We start from the raw sequence: 16709 nt of genomic DNA on the forward strand, positions 1-16709 counted from the left end.
CGGGCCGCGCCGCCGAGGGGGCGCGTACCGCCCGCCGACCGCAGCCGCCTCGGACGCCGGGCCGCGGCCTCAGGCCGCGAGGCCCAGCGCGGCCATCCGCTTGGTGTGCGCCTCGGTGATACGGGAGAACATCCGGCCCACCTCGGCGAGGTCGAACCCGTCGGCCACACCGCCCACGAGCATCGTGGACAGCGCGTCCCGGTCGGCGACCACGCGCTGCGACTGCGACAGCGCCTCGCCCATCAGCCGCCGCGCCCACAGCGCCAGCCGCCCGCCCACGCGCGGGTCCGCGTCGATCGCGGCGCGCACCTTCTCCACCGCGAAGCCGGCGTGCCCGGTGTCGTCGAGGACGGCCAGGACCAGTTCGCGTGTGTCGGCGTCCAGGCGGGCCGCGACCTCCCGGTAGAAGTCGCTGGCGATCGAGTCGCCGACGTAGGCCTTGACCAGGCCCTCCAGCCAGTCCGACGGCGCCGTCTGCCGGTGGAAGCCGTCCAGGGCCGCCACGAACGGCTCCATCGCGGCGGTCGGCTCTTCGCCGATCTCGGTCAGCCGGTCGCGCAGCCGCTCGAAGTGGTGGAACTCGGCCGACGCCATCTTGGCCAGCTCCGCCTTGTCCGCGAGCGTCGGCGCCAGCTTGGCGTCCTCCGCGAGCCGCTCGAACGCCGCGAGCTCGCCGTACGCGAGCGCTCCGAGCAGGTCCACGACCGCGGCGCGGTACTGCGGGTCGGCGGAGGCCCGGGTCCAGTCCTGGGCGGCGATGCCGGTGGGTCCGGCCGCGGCGGCGGACGCGTTCTCAGGCTTGTCAGAGCTAGTCATGAGGCGCAGAATAGTCCGCTCGTCCTGCCCCGGAAGCCCATGGCCGAGCAGTGTGACGACGACTACGTGAGCAAACCGGCCATCGCATGTGCGCGATTCCGGGGTATGGTGGTAATGCGCCTGGCTGAGTGCGTCGACGATGTTCGACGCGTCCCGACAGGCCGCACGCATGAGGATGCCCGGTCGGTGGCCCGATCGGCTCCGACCCGACAGCCCTCCCCGGCCGTACGGCACATACGTACGTCGACCGGAGGGACACCCTCAGCGGTACGAGCGCTAGAGCGTCGGCAGAGGTCCCGTGCTTTACGGCTGACCCGAGTGGTTCGCCCGTATGGCAACCGACGTCCCCCGGCACGGTCCGTCAAAGACCCCCGCGCTCGCCTCGCGCCGCGCCACACAGAAGAGGCAGCACCCTGACTACGACGTTTCGAGACCTCGGAATCCTTCCCGAGACGGCCGAGGCCCTGGAGGCCGTCGGCATCGTCACTCCCTTCCCCATCCAGGAGATGACGCTTCCCGTAGCCCTGTCCGGCACGGACGTCATCGGCCAGGCCAAGACCGGCACCGGCAAGACGCTGGGCTTCGGCCTCCCGCTCCTGGAGCGCGTGACGGTCCCCGCCGACGTGGAGGCCGGCCGCGCCGCCCCCGAGGCCCTGACCGACGCCCCGCAGGCGCTCGTCGTCGTTCCCACGCGCGAGCTCTGCCAGCAGGTCACCAACGACCTGCTCACCGCCGGCAAGGTGCGCAACGTGCGCGTCCTCGCGATCTACGGCGGCCGGGCCTACGAGCCCCAGGTCGAGGCCCTGAAGAAGGGCGTCGACGTGGTCGTCGGCACCCCGGGCCGGCTCCTGGACCTCGCGGGCCAGAAGAAGCTGAACCTGAACCACATCAAGAGCCTGGTCCTCGACGAGGCCGACGAGATGCTCGACCTGGGCTTCCTGCCCGACGTCGAGAAGATCATCAACATGCTTCCGGCCAGGCGCCAGACCATGCTGTTCTCCGCGACCATGCCGGGCGCGGTCATCGGCCTCGCGCGCCGCTACATGTCGCAGCCGACCCACATCCGCGCCACCTCGCCGGACGACGAGGGCGCCACGGTCGCGAACATCAAGCAGTTCGTCTACCGCGCGCACTCGATGGACAAGGCCGAGATGGTCGCCCGCATCCTGCAGGCCGAGGGCCGCGGGCTCGCGATGATCTTCTGCCGCACCAAGCGCACCGCCGCCGACATCGCCGAGCAGCTCGAGCGGCGCGGCTTCGCCTCCGGCGCGGTCCACGGCGACCTCGGCCAGGGCGCGCGCGAGCAGGCCCTGCGGGCCTTCCGCAACGGCAAGGTCGACGTCCTCGTCTGCACCGACGTCGCCGCGCGCGGCATCGACGTCGAGGGCGTGACCCACGTCATCAACTACCAGTCCCCCGAGGACGAGAAGACGTACCTGCACCGCGTGGGCCGCACCGGCCGCGCGGGCGCCAAGGGCACGGCGATCACGTTCGTCGACTGGGACGACATCCCGCGCTGGCAGCTCATCAACAAGGCGCTGGAGCTGGGCTTCAGCGACCCGGCGGAGACGTACTCCAGCTCCCCGCACCTGTTCTCCGACCTCGGCATCCCCGAGGGCACCAAGGGCATACTGCCGCGTTCGGAGCGGACCCGCGCCGGGCTCGACGCGGAGGTGCTGGAGGACCTGGGCGAGACCGGCGGCCGCGGAGCGCGCGGCCGGGGCCGGGGTGGCCGTGGCGGCCGCGCCGAGTCCGGTGCCGCCCCGTCGGCCGAGAGTGAGCGCCCGGCCCGTACCCCGCGCCGTCGCCGCCGCACGCGCGGCGGGGCCCCGACGGACGCCTCCACCGCTCCGGCGCCGGCCGCCGAGTCCGGCACCGCCGAGGAGCCCACGGGAGCCCGTACCCCGCGCCGTCGTCGCCGCACGCGCGGCGGGAGCGCGGCCGAGCCGGTGACGGCCGCTGCCGCGACCGTCGAGACGCCCGCCGCCGCGACGCCCGCCGTCGAGCCGGCCGCCGTCGAGCCGGCCGCCGTCGCGACGGTGGACACGGCCGAGGGCCCGGCCACCGTGGACACCCCGGAGAAGCCGCGCCGCCGCCGCACGCGGAAGGCCGCACAGCCGGCCGAGACCGCCGCTGCCGAGGCGCCCGCGGTCGAGACGCCCGTGGCGGAGTCCGCCCCCGTGGTGGCAGCGCCCGAGGCCGTGGTCGAGGCCGCCGAGCCGAAGCCGCGCCGCCGGACCCGCAAGACGGCGGAACCGGCCGCCGAGGCCGCCGTGGACACCGCGGAAGCCACGGAGACCAAGCCCCGCCGCACCCGCAAGACCGCCGCCGCACCCGAGGTGACGGAGACGGAGACTGAGGCGAAGCCCCGCCGGACCCGCAAGACCGCCGCCGCCGCCGCCGAGGACACCGCGGAAGCCACCGAGGCCAAGCCCCGCCGCACCCGCAAGAAGGCGGTCGCCGCTCCGGAGACCGCCGAAGCGCCCGAGGCCGAGGCCAAGCCCCGCCGGACCCGCAAGACCGCCGCTGCCGCCGAGGCCGCCGTGGACACCGCGGAAGCCACCGAGGCCAAGCCCCGCCGCACCCGCAAGAAGGCGGTCGCCGCTCCGGAGACCGCCGAAGCGGCCGAGGCCGAGGCCAAGCCGCGCCGGACCCGCAAGACCGCCGCCGCCGCCGAGGCCGCGGTGGACGGGGCCGAGGTGGCCGCGCCCAAGGCACGGCGGACCCGCAAGGCCGTCGCCGAGGCGGCCGTCCCGGAGATTCCGGCACAGGCCACCGCCGAGCCGGAGGCCAAGCCGCGCCGCCGGACCACCCGCAAGGCGACGGCGCCCGCCGCCGAGTCCGCCGAGGCGGCTCCGAAGGCGCGCCGGACCCGGAAGACGGCGGCCGCAGCGGAGGCTCCCGAAGCCTGATCGGCGTACCGGCGCACCAGCCGGACGGCACGACGGCATCGACCGGACGGCCCGGCCCACCTCGGTGGGCCGGGCCGTCGGCGTTCCCTCCCCGCCTCCGCCCGGCACACGGCCCGTCACCCGCCGGGCGGCGACGCCGGTTAGCCTCTTCCCATGAGCAGGCCTGCCACCTTCGCCCCGCCCGCCGGTGCCCGCGCGTACTCCCTGCGGACCGCGCGCGGCGAGTTCGCCGTGGTCGACGCGCCCGTCGCCGACGGGGTCGAACCCCGAGGGGTCGCGCTGCTGCTGCCGGGCTTCACCGGCAGCAAGGAGGACTTCAACCCGCTGCACGTGCCGCTGGCCGAGCGCGGGTACCGGACCGTGGCCGTGGACGGGCGCGGGCAGTTCGAGACGGACGGTCCCGAGCACGACGAAACGGCCTACGCCCAGGAGGAGTTGGCGAAGGACGTACTCGCGCAGGCGGCGGCCCTCGGGGCGGCGCCGGTGCATCTGCTGGGGCACTCGCTGGGCGGGCAGGTCTCGCGCGCCGCCGTGCTGCTCGACCACTCCCCCTTCGCCTCGCTCACCCTGATGGCCTCGGGGCCCGCGCAGATCTCGGTCTCCCAGCAGCAGCGCGTGAAGCTGCTGCGGGACGCGCTCGCGGTGATGACGATGGCCGAGGTGTGGGACGCGATCCAGGCGATGGAGGCGCCGGAGGAGACCGCCACCGGCGGACTGGACGGCGGCCTCGACAACCGGGCCGACCTGCGGCGCCGCTGGATGGGCAACAAGCCCGCCCAACTCCTGTCCACCGGACGCCAGTTGTGCTCCGAGCCGGACCGGGTCGCCGAACTCGCGGCCGTGCCGCTGCCGTTCCACGTGCTGTCGGGCGCGCTGGACGACACCTGGCCGCTGGCCCTGCTCGACGACATGGCGGTGCGGCTGGGGGCCCGGCGGACGGTGGTCGAAGGCGCCGAGCACTCCCCCAACACCGACCAGCCCCTCGCCACGGCCCGCGCCTTGGCCGACTTCTGGGACACTCACCCCGCCCCCACCGCCTGACCGACGGCACGCACCCGGCCGGGCGGACCGGCGGCTCGGGGCCGGCGTCGTGGGCGGCCGGCTAGTACTGCGTCTGCAGGTGCTCCCAGAAGCCGTCCCGGAGGGCGCGGCGCAGGTCGGCCTGGCCGCGCAGGGAGTACTGGAGCATGCCCTCGGCCTCGACGAGGAGGTCCTGGTCGACGGAGCCCGGGAGGTAGGGGTGGCCGGGGAGCAGCTCGACCAGGGCCTCGCGGCCGCGTGCGGAGAGCCACTTGGCCGCGATCCGGGCGCCGACGAAGCGGACGTCCTCGCGGGTGGGCCGGGTTCCGGTGGCGGGCTCGTAGGCGGCGGCCGTGCGGCGGGAGACGTAGGGCTTGAAGAACTCGAGGTCGAGGGTGCGCTGGCTGTCGACCTCCCAGAGCAGCGGCTCGGCCTGGTTGCGGCCCTCGGGGGCCTCGATGCCCCAGAGGTGGACGCGGGCGCCGTAGCCCTGAGCCGCCTCGACCGCGGACACCAGGTCCTCGTCGCCGCCCAGCAGGGCCGCGTCGCTGATGGCGCGGTGCCGGGCCAGTGACTCCAGGTCGCTGCGGATGAGGGAGTCGACGCCTTTCTGCTGGTTGTTGGCGTTGAGGTTGCCGAGGCGGACCTTGACGTCGGGCAGTTCGGCGATGGTCTGCTGCTCGGCCGTGTGGATGCGGCGGCGGGCGCCGTCGTACCAGTAGACGCGCAGCAGCCGGCTGTCGGCGAAGATCGTGCGGGCCCTGTCGATGAGGGCGTCGATCAGGCCTTCGGCGTCGAGGTCGAAGGCGCGCCGGTCCTCTGTCCCGGCGACGAGCCGGCCCGCGGCCGCGTAGAGGTATCCCGCGTCGACGAAGATCGCGTGGGTCGAGGGCGTCTTCGCCACCTCGGCGAGCATGCGCTGCAGCAGCTCGTTGGTGTGGTCGATGCGGGCGGCGAGGTCCGCCAGGTCGTCGTTCATCGCCTCCATTGTCCTGGCGATCACGCTGCGAACACAACCGCTCTCGGTCAGTCCCGCCAACGCCGCTTACCGGTCAGTAATTAGTCGTTCGAAAAATTTATTTAGTGTAGGGAATGTTTGTAACACGCAGCGCGTTGGATACCTACGACAGCACGTCACCCCAGTAGTTCTCCGCAGGAGGATGACCAGACGAAGGGAGAAGCCCGTGCGCTTCGAAATCATGCGACTCGACGAGGTCGACGGCACCACCGTGGACAGCACCGTCGTGGACGCCGCCTCCGTCAACCGGATCGTTCAGCAGGCCGCAGCCGTAGGACAGCGCCTCTGGATCCGCCCGGCCGAGAGCCCGGCCTCATAACACCCGGCGCTCACTCAAGCTTTCCGGGGGAGCCGAGGCCCGCTTCTCAGCTCCCCCGGATCACCTGAGTGACCCCGTTGATGATCTGCTGCACGGCGATCGCGGAGAGCATCATGCCCGCGAGCCGCGTCACCAGGACCACACCGCCGTCCTTGATGACCCGGATGATCAGCAGCGAGTAACGCATCACCAGCCACAGCACCACGTGGATCGCGAGGATCGCGGCCCACACCGAGACCTGCGTGGCCGCACTGCCGGCCTTCTGCACGGCGAGGATCACGGACACGATGGCGCCGGGCCCCGCCAGCAGCGGCATGCCCAGCGGCACCAGGGCGACGTTGACGTCCTTGGTCTGCTTCGGCTCGTCGGTCTTGCCGGTGAGCAGGTCCAGCGCGATCAGCAGGAGCAGCAGACCGCCCGCGATCATCAGCGCGGGGACGGACACGTGCAGGTAGTCGAGGATCTGGTGGCCCAGGACGCCGAAGGTGGCGATGACCCCGCCCGCCACGCACACGGCCTGGAAGGCCATGCGCTTCTGCACCTTGGCCGGACGGCCGGCGGTCAGGGCGAGGAAGATCGGGGTGATCCCCGGGGGGTCCATGATGACGAAAAGGGTCAGGAACAGGGAGCCGAAGACGGCGAGGTCGAACATGGTGGTGCTACAGGCCTTGCTGAAGAGAGAAACGGGGACGATCGGGTGAGGCGGGCCGGCCGCCTCAGGCTCCGCCGGCCCCCGGCACCGGGAACGCCCCGGTGGCCCGGCGGGTGATCTCGCCGTAGACCTCGGGATCGGTCGTGTACGCGCCCAGCGAGACGGTCTTGCGGCTGCCGTGGTAGTCCGAGGACCCCGTGACCAGCAGTCCCAGCTCCCCGGCGAGGCCGCGCAGCCGGGCCCGCGTGTCGGCGTCGTGGTCCATGTGGTCGACCTCGATGCCGTCCAGACCGGCGGCCGCCAGTTCGGCGATGACCGACTCCGGCACCGTGCGGCCGCGCTTGACGGCGGCCGGGTGCGCGAAGACGGCCACCCCGCCCGCGCCCTTGACCAGCCGGACCGCCTCGAAGGGGTCGGTCTCGTGCTTCTCGACGAAGGCCCGGCCGCCGTCGGCGAGCCACTCCTCGGTGAACGCGTCGCTCACGGTCGGCACGACGCCCAGCTCGACCAGCGCGGTGGCGACGTGCGGCCGCCCCACGGAACCGCCGGCGGCGATCCGCTCCACCTGTTCCCAGGTGACCGGCACGCCCAGCTCGTTCAGCCTGACGACCATGCCCTGGGCGCGCGGCACCCGGTCGTCCCGGACCAGCTCGCGCTCGGCGAGCAGACCGGGCTCCTCGGGGTCGAAGAGGTAGGCCAGCATGTGCATGGAGACGCCGTCGACCCGGCACGACAGCTCGGCGCCCGTGACCAGGGTGAGCCCCGCGGGCAGCGCGGCGATCGCCTCGGCGTACCCGCGGGTGGTGTCGTGGTCGGTCAGCGCGACGACGTCCAGGCCGGCCGCGGCGGCGTTGCGGACCAGCTCGGCCGGGGTGTCCGTGCCGTCGGAGGCCGTGGAGTGGCAGTGCAGGTCGATGCGCACGGCTGCTCCAGGCGGTGACGGGACGGTGGGGACACCTAAGGATAGCGGCAGGAACCGGATGCCCTGTCACACCCGTAACCGCCCGGCGCCCCCTACAGCCGGCACTCAGGGTTCGAGCAGCCTCGGCGACAGCGCGCCGCACGGCACGAGGTCTATCTCGGCGCCCGCGTCCCGCAGATCGGCCAGCACCAGCTCGTCGTACATCAGCAGGCCCGACTGCTCGGGCCACACCACCGCCCACAGCCACAGCCCCAGCGCCTCGCCCGCGAACACCGCGCGGTCGTCGGGACCGCCGGAGACGTGCCAGAGCGGGGTCGGGCGCCCGGCGGCCAGGACCTTGGCCTGGGGCGGCTTCTCGACGTTCATGTAAGGGCCCGGGTCCGGGCCGTCGATGCCCGCGTAGTGCGCGCCGAGTCCGACACCGAGCTCCTCGGCGACGAGGATCAGCTCGCCCATGCCGCCCAGCGGACCGGGACCGGAGCACGCCACGGCGGTGGCGCGGCCGCCGCTGCGGTCGTCCCCCGCGTAGGTCACGCCCGTGAACAGCCACCCCACGGGCAGCGGCCACGGCATCCACACCGGGACCTGCGTGCGGTGCACGACGACGTTGAGCGCCTCGACGCTGGGCGGGATCACGGGCTGCAGCGGATACACCGTCCCGTGCGCGTCGCACTGCCAGGAATCGGCGAAGAGGCCGGGAGCCCTGACCCGGCCACCACACTTCGGGCAACTGGGTTCGCCCCTCATAGGGCCCCACGGTCCTACCCGGACCGGCCCGCGTCAAGGACGATCACCCGTCCGGACGGAAGCCGCGCGCCCGCCCCACCAGGAGAAACTAGGTGCACCTTGCATTAATTAGCTCGGCTAACTTAGTATGTGCATAAACCAACTATCTAGCCGGGACGGGAGAGGCACATGGACTCCTTCGACGCGGGAGCCGGCGGCATCCTGCGACAGCCCAAGGCGGTGTGGGCCACGGCCGGCGCCTCCGTCGTCGCCTTCATGGGCATCGGCCTGGTCGACCCGATCCTGCCGTCCATCGCGCAGGGCCTTCGCGCCACACCCAGCCAGGTGTCCCTGCTCTTCACCTCGTACTTCCTGATCACGGCGGTGGCGATGCTGCTGACCGGCTTCGTCTCCAGCCGCATCGGCGGCCGCAGGACCCTGCTGGTCGGCCTCGCGTTCGTGGTCGTCTTCGCGGGCCTGGCCGGCACCTCCGGCTCGGTCGGGCAGCTCGTCGGCTTCCGCGCGGGCTGGGGCCTCGGCAACGCGCTGTTCGTCTCCACCGCCCTCGCGGTGATCGTGGGCGCGGCGGCCGGCGGCAGCGCGGCGGCGATCCTGCTCTACGAGTCCGCCCTCGGCCTCGGCATGGCCTGCGGCCCGCTGCTCGGCGCGCTGCTCGGCAACGCGAGCTGGCGCTACCCCTTCTTCGGCACCGCCACCCTGATGGCGATCGGCTTCCTGTGCATCGCGGTGTTCCTGAAGGAGCAGCCGAAGCCCGCCCGGAAGACCTCGATACTGGACCCGATCAAGGCCCTCGGCCACGGCGGCCTGGCCTCGGCGGCCGTCTCGGCGTTCTTCTACAACTACACGTTCTTCACCGTGCTGGCCTTCACCCCGTTCGTGCTGAACATGACCCCGTACCGCTCGGGCGCCGTGTTCTTCGCCTGGGGCCTGCTGCTCGCCGTCTTCTCGGTGATCGTGGCCCCGCGCATGCAGAAGCGGTTCGGCTCGCTGAAGGTGCTCGGCGGCTCGCTGGTGCTGCTCGCGGTGGACGTGCTCGTGCTCGGCTACGGCGACCACACGACGGCCGTCGTCTGCACGATCCTGTCCGGCGCCTTCATCGGCGTGAACAACACGGTCTACACCGAACTGGCCCTCGGCGTGTCGGACGCGCCGCGCCCGGTGGCGAGCGCGGGCTACAACTTCGTCCGCTGGTTCGCGGCGGCCGCCGCGCCCTACTTCGCGCCGAAGATCGAGGAGTGGACCGACATCCACGTCCCGTTCGTGGTCGCGGCGGTCACCGCCGTGCTCGGCGCGGTCGTGGTCCTCGTACGGCGCAGGGCGCTCACGCACGAGGCCGAGGAGCTCCAGCCGCGGCACGCCACCGAGGACGGGGTCGGCGTCTTCGCCAACTGACGCCTCGGCGACGGGCCTTGGTGAGCTTGCTCACTCGGGTGCGGCGTCCAGCGGGACGGACCTGCGGGTGGGATCCCTCAGGTCCGTCCCGTTCGCCAGCCAGCGCTCCTGAAGGGCCGGGGCGCCGTGCACCCGCTTCCAGGCCGCCTCGTTGGGGGTCATCGGCAGCAGCGGCAGGAACCGCACCGGGTCCATCGGGTCGTCCAGCGCCAGGTCCTCGACGAGCCCGCCCGGCTCGCCCACGAGCACGGAGCTGAACGGAGCGCCGGGCCACAGCGGTTCACCGACGTCGAGCGAGGCCCCGGGCGCCACGACCACACCTTCCACCTGCGGGGAGGCGGCGAGCACGGCGAGCGCGCGGAGCACCTTGTCGGTGTCGGCCAGGCCGGCGCGTACCGACAGGACCAGCTCGGCGCGCGGGCCCTTGACGGGGTCGGCGAGCATCGCCGTGGGGTCGGTCATGGGGTGCGCCGACATGCCGAGCGAGGCGTAACGGACCACGTCCCCCTCGTGGAACCGGAGCACCTCGATGCGGTCGGTACCGAGGAAGGTGACCGCGGCCCGCGCGTCCGGTGCGCCCAGCGCGGTGCTCAACCGTGCCTCGACCAGAGGAAGAACATCAACCATGCGGTGAGCATAGAACTCGTCAGCTCCGGGCAAAGCGGCGCCTTGACACCACACGCTGCTGCTACGCTGAGCCGGTGGTTCGGGGCAGCACGCAGAAGCGTCGCTATCGAGTCCCGACGCTGAGACTCCCTTACGAGGGACCGGCCGGAGGAGGTGGGGCTGTCATGGATCGAAGTCGACCGTGCAGTACCACTCGCTCTTCCGGCTGCTGATCTAGTTACCGGCTGGCCGCCGCCTTCCCTTTCGCGTCGTCGTTCGGAAGAGCACTTCGTCTCGCTTTGCCTGATCTGTCTGACCTGAATCAGTTCTGCATCAGTAGCGAAGTCGCCACCGCGACGGTGCGGTGCTCCCCGCTTTGTGGACGTGCCAAACATCCTTCCCCGCCGGAGGCCGGGAGGACTTCCGCCGGACGTCCCCATTCCGGGTGGTTCCACCCGTCGACACGCGCTTTCGCTGCCCGCCCGCGAAGGAGCCTGCCCATGTCGATGATCCGCGACCTGCGCGCCGTGGTCCGCCCGTCGTCCCGTGTCTCGCTGCGCAAGGAGCAGAGCGCGCCGTACGACACCACGCGCGACCCCGCGACGCCCTCGGCCGTCGTCGACTGCGCCGTCTACCGCGACGGCGCCCGGGTGCGCAGCGCGGAGCCGCTGAGCCCGCAGGAGGCGATGCGGCTGGTGCGCCGCGACGGCGGGTTCGTGTGGATGGGGCTGCACGAGCCGACCGAGTCGGAATTCGCCGGTATCGCACGCGAGTTCGGGCTGCACCCGCTGGCCGTGGAGGACGCGGTGCAGGCCCACCAGCGGCCCAAGCTGGAGCGGTACGACGACTCGCTGTTCACCGTCTTCAAGACCATCCACTACGTCGAGCACGACCGGCTCACCGCGACCAGCGAGGTGGTGGAGACCGGCGAGGTCATGTGCTTCACCGGCCGGGACTTCTTCATCACCGTCCGGCACGGCGGCCAGGGCTCGCTGCGGGCGCTGCGGCACCGGCTCCAGGACGACCCCGAACTGCTCGCCAAGGGCCCCTCGGCCGTGCTGCACGCGATCGCCGACCACGTGGTGGACGGCTACATCGCGGTGGCCGACGCGGTGCAGGTCGACATCGACGAGGTGGAGACCGAGGTCTTCTCGCCGGGCCGCCGGGGCGGTGTCTCGCGCGGTGTGGACTCGGCGCGGATCTACCAGCTCAAGCGCGAGGTGCTGGAGTTCAAGCGGGCGGTGGCCCCGCTGCTGCGGCCCATGCAGCTGCTGAGCGAGCGGCCGATGCGGCTGGTCGACCCGGACATCCAGAAGTACTTCCGGGACGTCGCCGACCACCTCGCCCGCGTCCAGGAGCAGGTGCTGGGCTTCGACGAACTGCTCAACTCCATCCTCCAGGCCAACCTGGCGCAGGCGTCCGTCGCGCAGAACGAGGACATGCGCAAGATCACCGCCTGGGCCGCGATCATCGCCGTGCCGACGATGGTGTGCGGGGTCTACGGCATGAACTTCAAGTACATGCCCGAGCTGCACTGGCGGTACGGCTACCCGGTGATCATGGGCGTCACGGTCGCCCTGTGTCTGGGCATCCACCGCACCCTCAAGCGCAACGGCTGGCTGTAGGCCCTGGTTAGGCTGGGCGCATGACAAGCGAGCTGCTCGACCAGGCCCTCGTCGAGGAGGCCACCAAGAAGTCCGGCCTCATCTGGGTCAGGGGCGACGGGGCCCCGGCCGCGCGTGCGCTGTGGCACGTGTGGCACGAGGGCGCGGTGTGCCTGGTCGGCGACGGGCCCGGGGAGCAGCCGCTGCCCGGCCTGGCCGACGGCGGCTCGGCCGAGGTGACCGTGCGCAGCAAGGACAAGGGCGGCCGGCTGGTGACCTGGCGGGCCAGCGTGTCCGAGCCGGCCCCCGGCTCGCCGGAGTGGGAGGCCGCCGTGGCCGAGCTGAAGAGCAAGCGGCTGAACGCCCCCGACGGCGAGGAGATGCCCGCGCGGTGGGCCCGTGAGTGCAGGGTGCTTCGTCTGGCTCCGGCCGGACCGCCGCTCCCGTTGCCCGCCGGGAGCCTGGCGGAGCGTCCGGTGCCCTCGCCGGCGACGACGCGCCGGCCGGTCCCGGCCGCCCTGCCGCGGCTGCTGGCCGGGCTGCGGAAGAAGAGGTAGCGCGGGGTTCCGCCGGGCTACGACGCCGGGAGCTGCCTGCCGTAGTCGACCGTCTCGCCCTTCGCGGGCCGGGTCACGGTGAAGTCCTTGCCCCAGTCGGAGAAGGTGAGCGTGCCCGCGGAACCGGCGCGCTCCAGGCGCAGCGGGTACGGCTTGCCCTCCAGGGAGACGTCCAGGGTGCCGCCGTCGCCGTCGTCGCCGGTGATCCGGATGGTGCGGGTACCCGCCGTCTCGTGGTGGCCGTCGGTCGCCGGCGAACCGTGCAGGGTCAGCAGACCGTCGAGGAGGAGGTCCTTGTCCGTGAAGCCGCTGAACTTCTTGTACGCGGGGTCTCCTTGCGGCACCTTCACGTACTTGCCGTCGAGCTTGCCCGCCGCGGACTTGTCGCCGCCGTTCCAGAACTCCGCGTCGGCCTTCAGATACAGCTGCGTGCCGACCCGCAGCAGGCCGAAGGTGGCGCCCCGGGAGGTGACCGAGCCCGTGCCGCCGTCGTCCTTCAGCCGCATGTCCAGCCGGTACGTGCGGCCGCTGGTGACCACGGTCCCGGCCAGCCGCACCGCGGGAGCGGCGTCGGCGGCGGCGCGGGTCTTCGCCTGGATCTGGGCTGCGGGCAGTTTCCCCACCCCGTTGGTCCCGGCGTCCGGGTCGTCGCTGCACCCCGTCAGCACCGTCGCTCCCGTCACGGCCAGTGCGCATGTCGCGGTCACCAGCGCGGCCCGGCGAACACGGCCCAGGGGCATCGCAGTCACAGGTGGGGCTGCCTTTCTGACGGTGGCTGAGCGGCGTACGGCAGCGTACCGGGGCCCCGCCCGCTCGGCGGAGCCAGTCCGTCCGGAGCGCCCACCAGGGCGTACCGGATCGGTACGGGCTAGCCTGAAGCGCACGCGAGCGGGCAGAGAACAGCAATCCCACAGCAAGGCGAGCAAAGGAAGCACAGTCATGGCAGCCGGCGCCCCCCGGATCTTCGTCTCGCACCTCTCCGGGGTCCCCGTCTTCGACCCGGCCGGCGACCAGGTGGGCCGCGTACGCGACCTGGTGGTCATGCTGCGCGTCGGGCGACGGCCCCCGCGCGTCCTCGGACTGGTCGTCGAGCTGTCCACCCGACGCCGGATCTTCCTGCCCATGACCCGGGTGACCGGTATCGAGTCCGGCCAGGTCATCACCACCGGCGTGCTCAACGTGCGCCGCTTCGAGCAGCGGCCCACCGAGCGGCTCGTCTTCGGCGAGCTGCTGGACCGGCGGGTGCGCCTGGTGGAGAGCGACGAGGAGGTCACCGTCCTCGACCTGTCCGTGCAGCAGCTCCCCGCCCGCCGGGACTGGGAGATCGACCGCGTCTTCGTCCGCAGGGGGAGGAAGGGCGGCGCCTTCCGCCGGGCCAAGGGCGAGACCCTGACCGTCGAGTGGTCGTCCGTGACCGGCTTCTCCCTGGAGGAGCACGGCCAGGGCGCCGAGAACCTGCTCGCCACGTTCGAGCAACTGCGTCCCGCGGACCTCGCCAACGTGCTGCACCACCTGTCCGCCAAGCGCCGCGCCGAGGTCGCGGCGGCCCTGGACGACGACCGTCTCGCCGACGTCCTGGAGGAGCTGCCGGAGGACGACCAGATCGAGATCCTCGGCAAGCTGGCCGAGGAGCGCGCGGCGGACGTGCTGGAGGCCATGGACCCGGACGACGCGGCCGACCTGCTGGCCGAGCTGCCGGAGGCGGACAAGGAGCGGCTGCTGAGCCTGATGAAGCCCGCCGACGCGGCCGACATGCGGCGTCTGATGTCGTACGAGGAGCACACCGCGGGCGGTCTGATGACCACCGAGCCGATCGTGCTGCGCCCGGACGCGACCGTCGCCGACGCGCTCGCCCGGGTCCGCAACCAGGACCTCTCCCCCGCGCTCGCCGCCCAGGTCTACGTCTGCCGGCCGCCCGACGAGACCCCGACCGGCAAGTACCTGGGCACCGTCCACTTCCAGCGGCTGCTGCGCGACCCTCCGTACACCCTGGTCAGCTCGATGGTCGACGACGATCTGCAGACCCTGGACCCGGACGCCGCCCTGCCGGTCGTCGCCGGGTTCTTCGCCGCGTACGACATGGTGGCCGCCCCCGTGGTGGACGAGTCCGGCGCGCTGCTCGGCGCGGTGACCGTGGACGACGTCCTCGACCACATGCTGCCCGACGACTGGCGGGAGACGGAGTTCCATCTGGACGAGGGAGAGGAGGCGGCCACTCATGGCTCCTGAGCGCGACACCGCGACCCGCGAGCGCAACCCGGTGGGCGCCACGGCCGCCACCCGGCCCCGCGCCCCGCGTCTGGACCAGCCGCGCCCGCCGAGGCGCCGGATCCTGCCCGAGTGGGACCCGGAGGCGTTCGGCCGGCTGTCGGAGCGGATCGCCCGCTTCCTCGGCACGGGACGCTTCATCGTCTGGATGACGGTCGTCATCATCCTGTGGGTGCTGTGGAACATCGCCGCGCCGGTGGGGCTGCGCTTCGACCAGTACCCGTTCATCTTCCTGACCCTGATGCTGTCCCTGCAGGCCTCCTACGCGGCCCCGCTGATCCTGCTGGCGCAGAACAGGCAGGACGACCGCGACCGGGTCAACCTCGAGCAGGACCGCAAGCAGAACGAGCGGTCGATCGCCGACACCGAGTACCTGACCCGGGAGGTCGCCGCGCTGCGCACCGGTCTCGGCGAGGTGGCCACCCGGGACTGGATCCGCTCGGAGCTGCAGGACCTGGTGAAGGAACTGGAGGAACGGCGGCGCCACGACGGGCATGTCGTATTCCCGGCAGAGCGGGCGGAACGGTCGCCCGGACGTGACGCAGAAGACCGCTGAGGGGCTACCCGCGGGCCCCACGGAGCGCCGTACCATCGTCTCTATGGCTACGGAAGACGCGGTGCGCGAGGCACTGGCGACGGTGAACGACCCCGAGATCAACCGACCCATCACCGAGCTGGGGATGGTCAAATCGGTGGAGATCGGGGAGGACGGCGCGGTCGCGGTCACCGTGTACCTGACGGTCTCCGGCTGCCCGATGCGCGAGACGATCACGCAGCGGGTGACCGAGGCGGTCTCCCGGGTCGAGGGCGTCACCCGGGTCGACGTGTCGCTGGACGTGATGAGCGACGAGCAGCGCAAGGAGCTGGCGAACGCCCTGCGCGGCGGCCAGGCCGAGCGTGAGGTCCCGTTCGCCAAGCCCGGCAGCCTCACCCGGGTCTACGCGGTCGCCTCCGGCAAGGGCGGCGTCGGCAAGTCCTCGGTGACGGTGAACCTGGCGGCGGCGATGGCGGCCGACGGCCTGAAGGTCGGTGTCGTGGACGCCGACATCTACGGCCACAGCGTGCCGCGCATGCTGGGCGCGGACGGCCGTCCGACCCAGGTCGAGAACATGATCATGCCGCCGTCGGCGAACGGCGTGAAGGTCATCTCCATCGGCATGTTCACCCCGGGCAACGCGCCGGTCGTCTGGCGCGGCCCGATGCTGCACCGCGCGCTGCAGCAGTTCCTCGCGGACGTGTACTGGGGCGACCTGGACGTCCTGCTGCTGGACCTGCCGCCCGGCACCGGCGACATCGCGATCTCGGTGGCGCAGCTCGTCCCGAACGCCGAGATCCTGGTCGTGACGACGCCTCAGCAGGCGGCGGCCGAGGTGGCCGAGCGGGCCGGCTCCATCGCCGTGCAGACCCACCAGAAGATCGTCGGCGTGGTGGAGAACATGTCCGGGCTGCCCTGCCCGCACTGCGGCGAGATGGTCGACGTCTTCGGCACGGGCGGCGGCCAGACGGTCGCCGACGGCCTCACCCGCACCACGGGCGCGTCGGTCCCGGTGCTCGGCAGCATCCCGATCGACGTCCGGCTGCGCGAGGGCGGCGACGAGGGCAAGCCGGTGGTCCTGAGCGACCCGGACTCCCCGGCGGGCTCCGCCCTGCGAGCGATCGCGGGGAAGCTGGGCGGCCGTCAGCGCGGCCTGTCGGGCCTGTCCCTGGGGCTGACCCCCAAGAACAAGTTCTGACACCACGCGTCCGCGAGCTGCGGCTCCGTCCTTGGTCAACCTTCTGACCAGCGGCGGAGCCGTCGACGTGCGTCGGCGTTGGTCGTCGTTGAGCGTCCCTGCACGGCCCAGAGACGGCCCGGCGCCTCCCCGTCACACCTGAG

Annotated in this window: 16 protein-coding genes; 9 read left to right on the forward strand and 7 right to left on the reverse strand. The window is 72.4% G+C overall.

What is annotated here, in order from left to right:
- Positions 1 to 69 precede the first annotated feature (69 nt).
- Positions 70 to 825: a ferritin-like fold-containing protein gene (locus tag ACZ7JA_RS01270; protein ID WP_351662991.1), complete on the reverse strand. Its 756-nt coding sequence runs from the start codon at positions 823 to 825 to the stop codon at positions 70 to 72.
- Positions 826 to 1322: 497 nt separating this feature from the next.
- Between ACZ7JA_RS01270 and ACZ7JA_RS01275 the strand changes: the two genes are divergently transcribed.
- Both ACZ7JA_RS01275 and ACZ7JA_RS01280 read left to right on the forward strand, forming a co-directional pair.
- Positions 1323 to 3728 (forward strand): DEAD/DEAH box helicase, encoded by a 2406-nt coding sequence (locus tag ACZ7JA_RS01275; protein WP_470806761.1) that lies wholly within the window; start codon positions 1323 to 1325, stop codon positions 3726 to 3728.
- Positions 3729 to 3881: 153 nt separating this feature from the next.
- Positions 3882 to 4769, forward strand: coding sequence for an alpha/beta fold hydrolase (locus ACZ7JA_RS01280; RefSeq protein WP_470806763.1), 888 nt, complete (start codon positions 3882 to 3884; stop codon positions 4767 to 4769).
- 61 nt (positions 4770 to 4830) lie between these two features.
- On the opposite strand, the gene ACZ7JA_RS01285 is transcribed toward ACZ7JA_RS01280, so the two are convergent.
- Entirely contained in the window at positions 4831 to 5736 is a 906-nt protein-coding gene (locus ACZ7JA_RS01285) for an NYN domain-containing protein (protein ID WP_351662988.1), read from the reverse strand.
- Between the two features lie 196 nt (positions 5737 to 5932).
- Here ACZ7JA_RS01285 and ACZ7JA_RS01290 point away from each other — a divergent pair, with 196 nt between their 5' ends.
- A complete protein-coding gene (locus tag ACZ7JA_RS01290) occupies positions 5933 to 6085 on the forward strand; it encodes a hypothetical protein (RefSeq protein ID WP_174266095.1) in 153 nt (50 codons plus the stop codon).
- A 46-nt stretch (positions 6086 to 6131) separates the two neighbouring features.
- Here ACZ7JA_RS01290 and ACZ7JA_RS01295 read toward each other — a convergent pair whose 3' ends face one another.
- The 3 genes from ACZ7JA_RS01295 to ACZ7JA_RS01305 form a co-directional block, all read right to left on the reverse strand.
- Positions 6132 to 6737 carry a MarC family protein gene (locus ACZ7JA_RS01295; RefSeq protein WP_351662473.1) on the reverse strand — a complete coding sequence of 202 codons (606 nt, stop codon included), beginning with the start codon at positions 6735 to 6737 and terminating at the stop codon, positions 6132 to 6134.
- A 64-nt stretch (positions 6738 to 6801) separates the two neighbouring features.
- A complete protein-coding gene (locus ACZ7JA_RS01300) occupies positions 6802 to 7659 on the reverse strand; it encodes a PHP domain-containing protein (protein WP_470806765.1) in 858 nt (285 codons plus the stop codon).
- 105 nt (positions 7660 to 7764) lie between these two features.
- Positions 7765 to 8406, reverse strand: coding sequence for a DUF6758 family protein (locus ACZ7JA_RS01305; protein WP_351662470.1), 642 nt, complete (start codon positions 8404 to 8406; stop codon positions 7765 to 7767).
- 168 nt (positions 8407 to 8574) lie between these two features.
- Here ACZ7JA_RS01305 and ACZ7JA_RS01310 point away from each other — a divergent pair, with 168 nt between their 5' ends.
- Positions 8575 to 9798, forward strand: coding sequence for an MFS transporter (locus ACZ7JA_RS01310; RefSeq protein WP_351662468.1), 1224 nt, complete (start codon positions 8575 to 8577; stop codon positions 9796 to 9798).
- A gap of 30 nt (positions 9799 to 9828) precedes the next feature.
- Here ACZ7JA_RS01310 and ACZ7JA_RS01315 read toward each other — a convergent pair whose 3' ends face one another.
- The gene (locus ACZ7JA_RS01315; protein WP_351662467.1) at positions 9829 to 10425 is read right to left on the reverse strand and encodes a suppressor of fused domain protein; all 597 of its coding nucleotides are present in this window, start codon (positions 10423 to 10425) and stop codon (positions 9829 to 9831) included.
- A gap of 479 nt (positions 10426 to 10904) precedes the next feature.
- On the opposite strand from ACZ7JA_RS01315, the gene ACZ7JA_RS01320 reads away from it, so the two are divergent.
- Both ACZ7JA_RS01320 and ACZ7JA_RS01325 read left to right on the forward strand, forming a co-directional pair.
- On the forward strand, positions 10905 to 12029 hold the full coding sequence (locus tag ACZ7JA_RS01320; RefSeq protein WP_351662465.1) for a magnesium and cobalt transport protein CorA: 1125 nt from the start codon (positions 10905 to 10907) through the stop codon (positions 12027 to 12029).
- Positions 12030 to 12049: 20 nt separating this feature from the next.
- The gene (locus ACZ7JA_RS01325; RefSeq protein ID WP_470806768.1) at positions 12050 to 12565 is read left to right on the forward strand and encodes a hypothetical protein; all 516 of its coding nucleotides are present in this window, start codon (positions 12050 to 12052) and stop codon (positions 12563 to 12565) included.
- Positions 12566 to 12582: 17 nt separating this feature from the next.
- Here the strand turns inward: ACZ7JA_RS01325 and ACZ7JA_RS01330 are convergent, their stop codons facing one another.
- The gene (locus ACZ7JA_RS01330) at positions 12583 to 13305 is read right to left on the reverse strand and encodes a hypothetical protein (protein ID WP_351662985.1); all 723 of its coding nucleotides are present in this window, start codon (positions 13303 to 13305) and stop codon (positions 12583 to 12585) included.
- Positions 13306 to 13504: 199 nt separating this feature from the next.
- Here ACZ7JA_RS01330 and ACZ7JA_RS01335 point away from each other — a divergent pair, with 199 nt between their 5' ends.
- From ACZ7JA_RS01335 to ACZ7JA_RS01345, 3 genes are read left to right on the forward strand one after another with little or no spacing between them, the layout of a single operon-like run.
- Positions 13505 to 14794, forward strand: coding sequence for a magnesium transporter MgtE N-terminal domain-containing protein (locus ACZ7JA_RS01335; RefSeq protein ID WP_351662461.1), 1290 nt, complete (start codon positions 13505 to 13507; stop codon positions 14792 to 14794).
- Positions 14784 to 15389, forward strand: coding sequence for a DUF1003 domain-containing protein (locus ACZ7JA_RS01340; RefSeq protein WP_401132111.1), 606 nt, complete (start codon positions 14784 to 14786; stop codon positions 15387 to 15389). The genes ACZ7JA_RS01335 and ACZ7JA_RS01340 overlap by 11 nt, the downstream gene beginning before the upstream one ends.
- A gap of 43 nt (positions 15390 to 15432) precedes the next feature.
- Positions 15433 to 16566 (forward strand): Mrp/NBP35 family ATP-binding protein, encoded by a 1134-nt coding sequence (locus ACZ7JA_RS01345; RefSeq protein WP_351662457.1) that lies wholly within the window; start codon positions 15433 to 15435, stop codon positions 16564 to 16566.
- Positions 16567 to 16709 lie beyond the last annotated feature (143 nt).

The organism is Streptomyces sp. NPDC038135 (genome assembly GCF_055601245.1).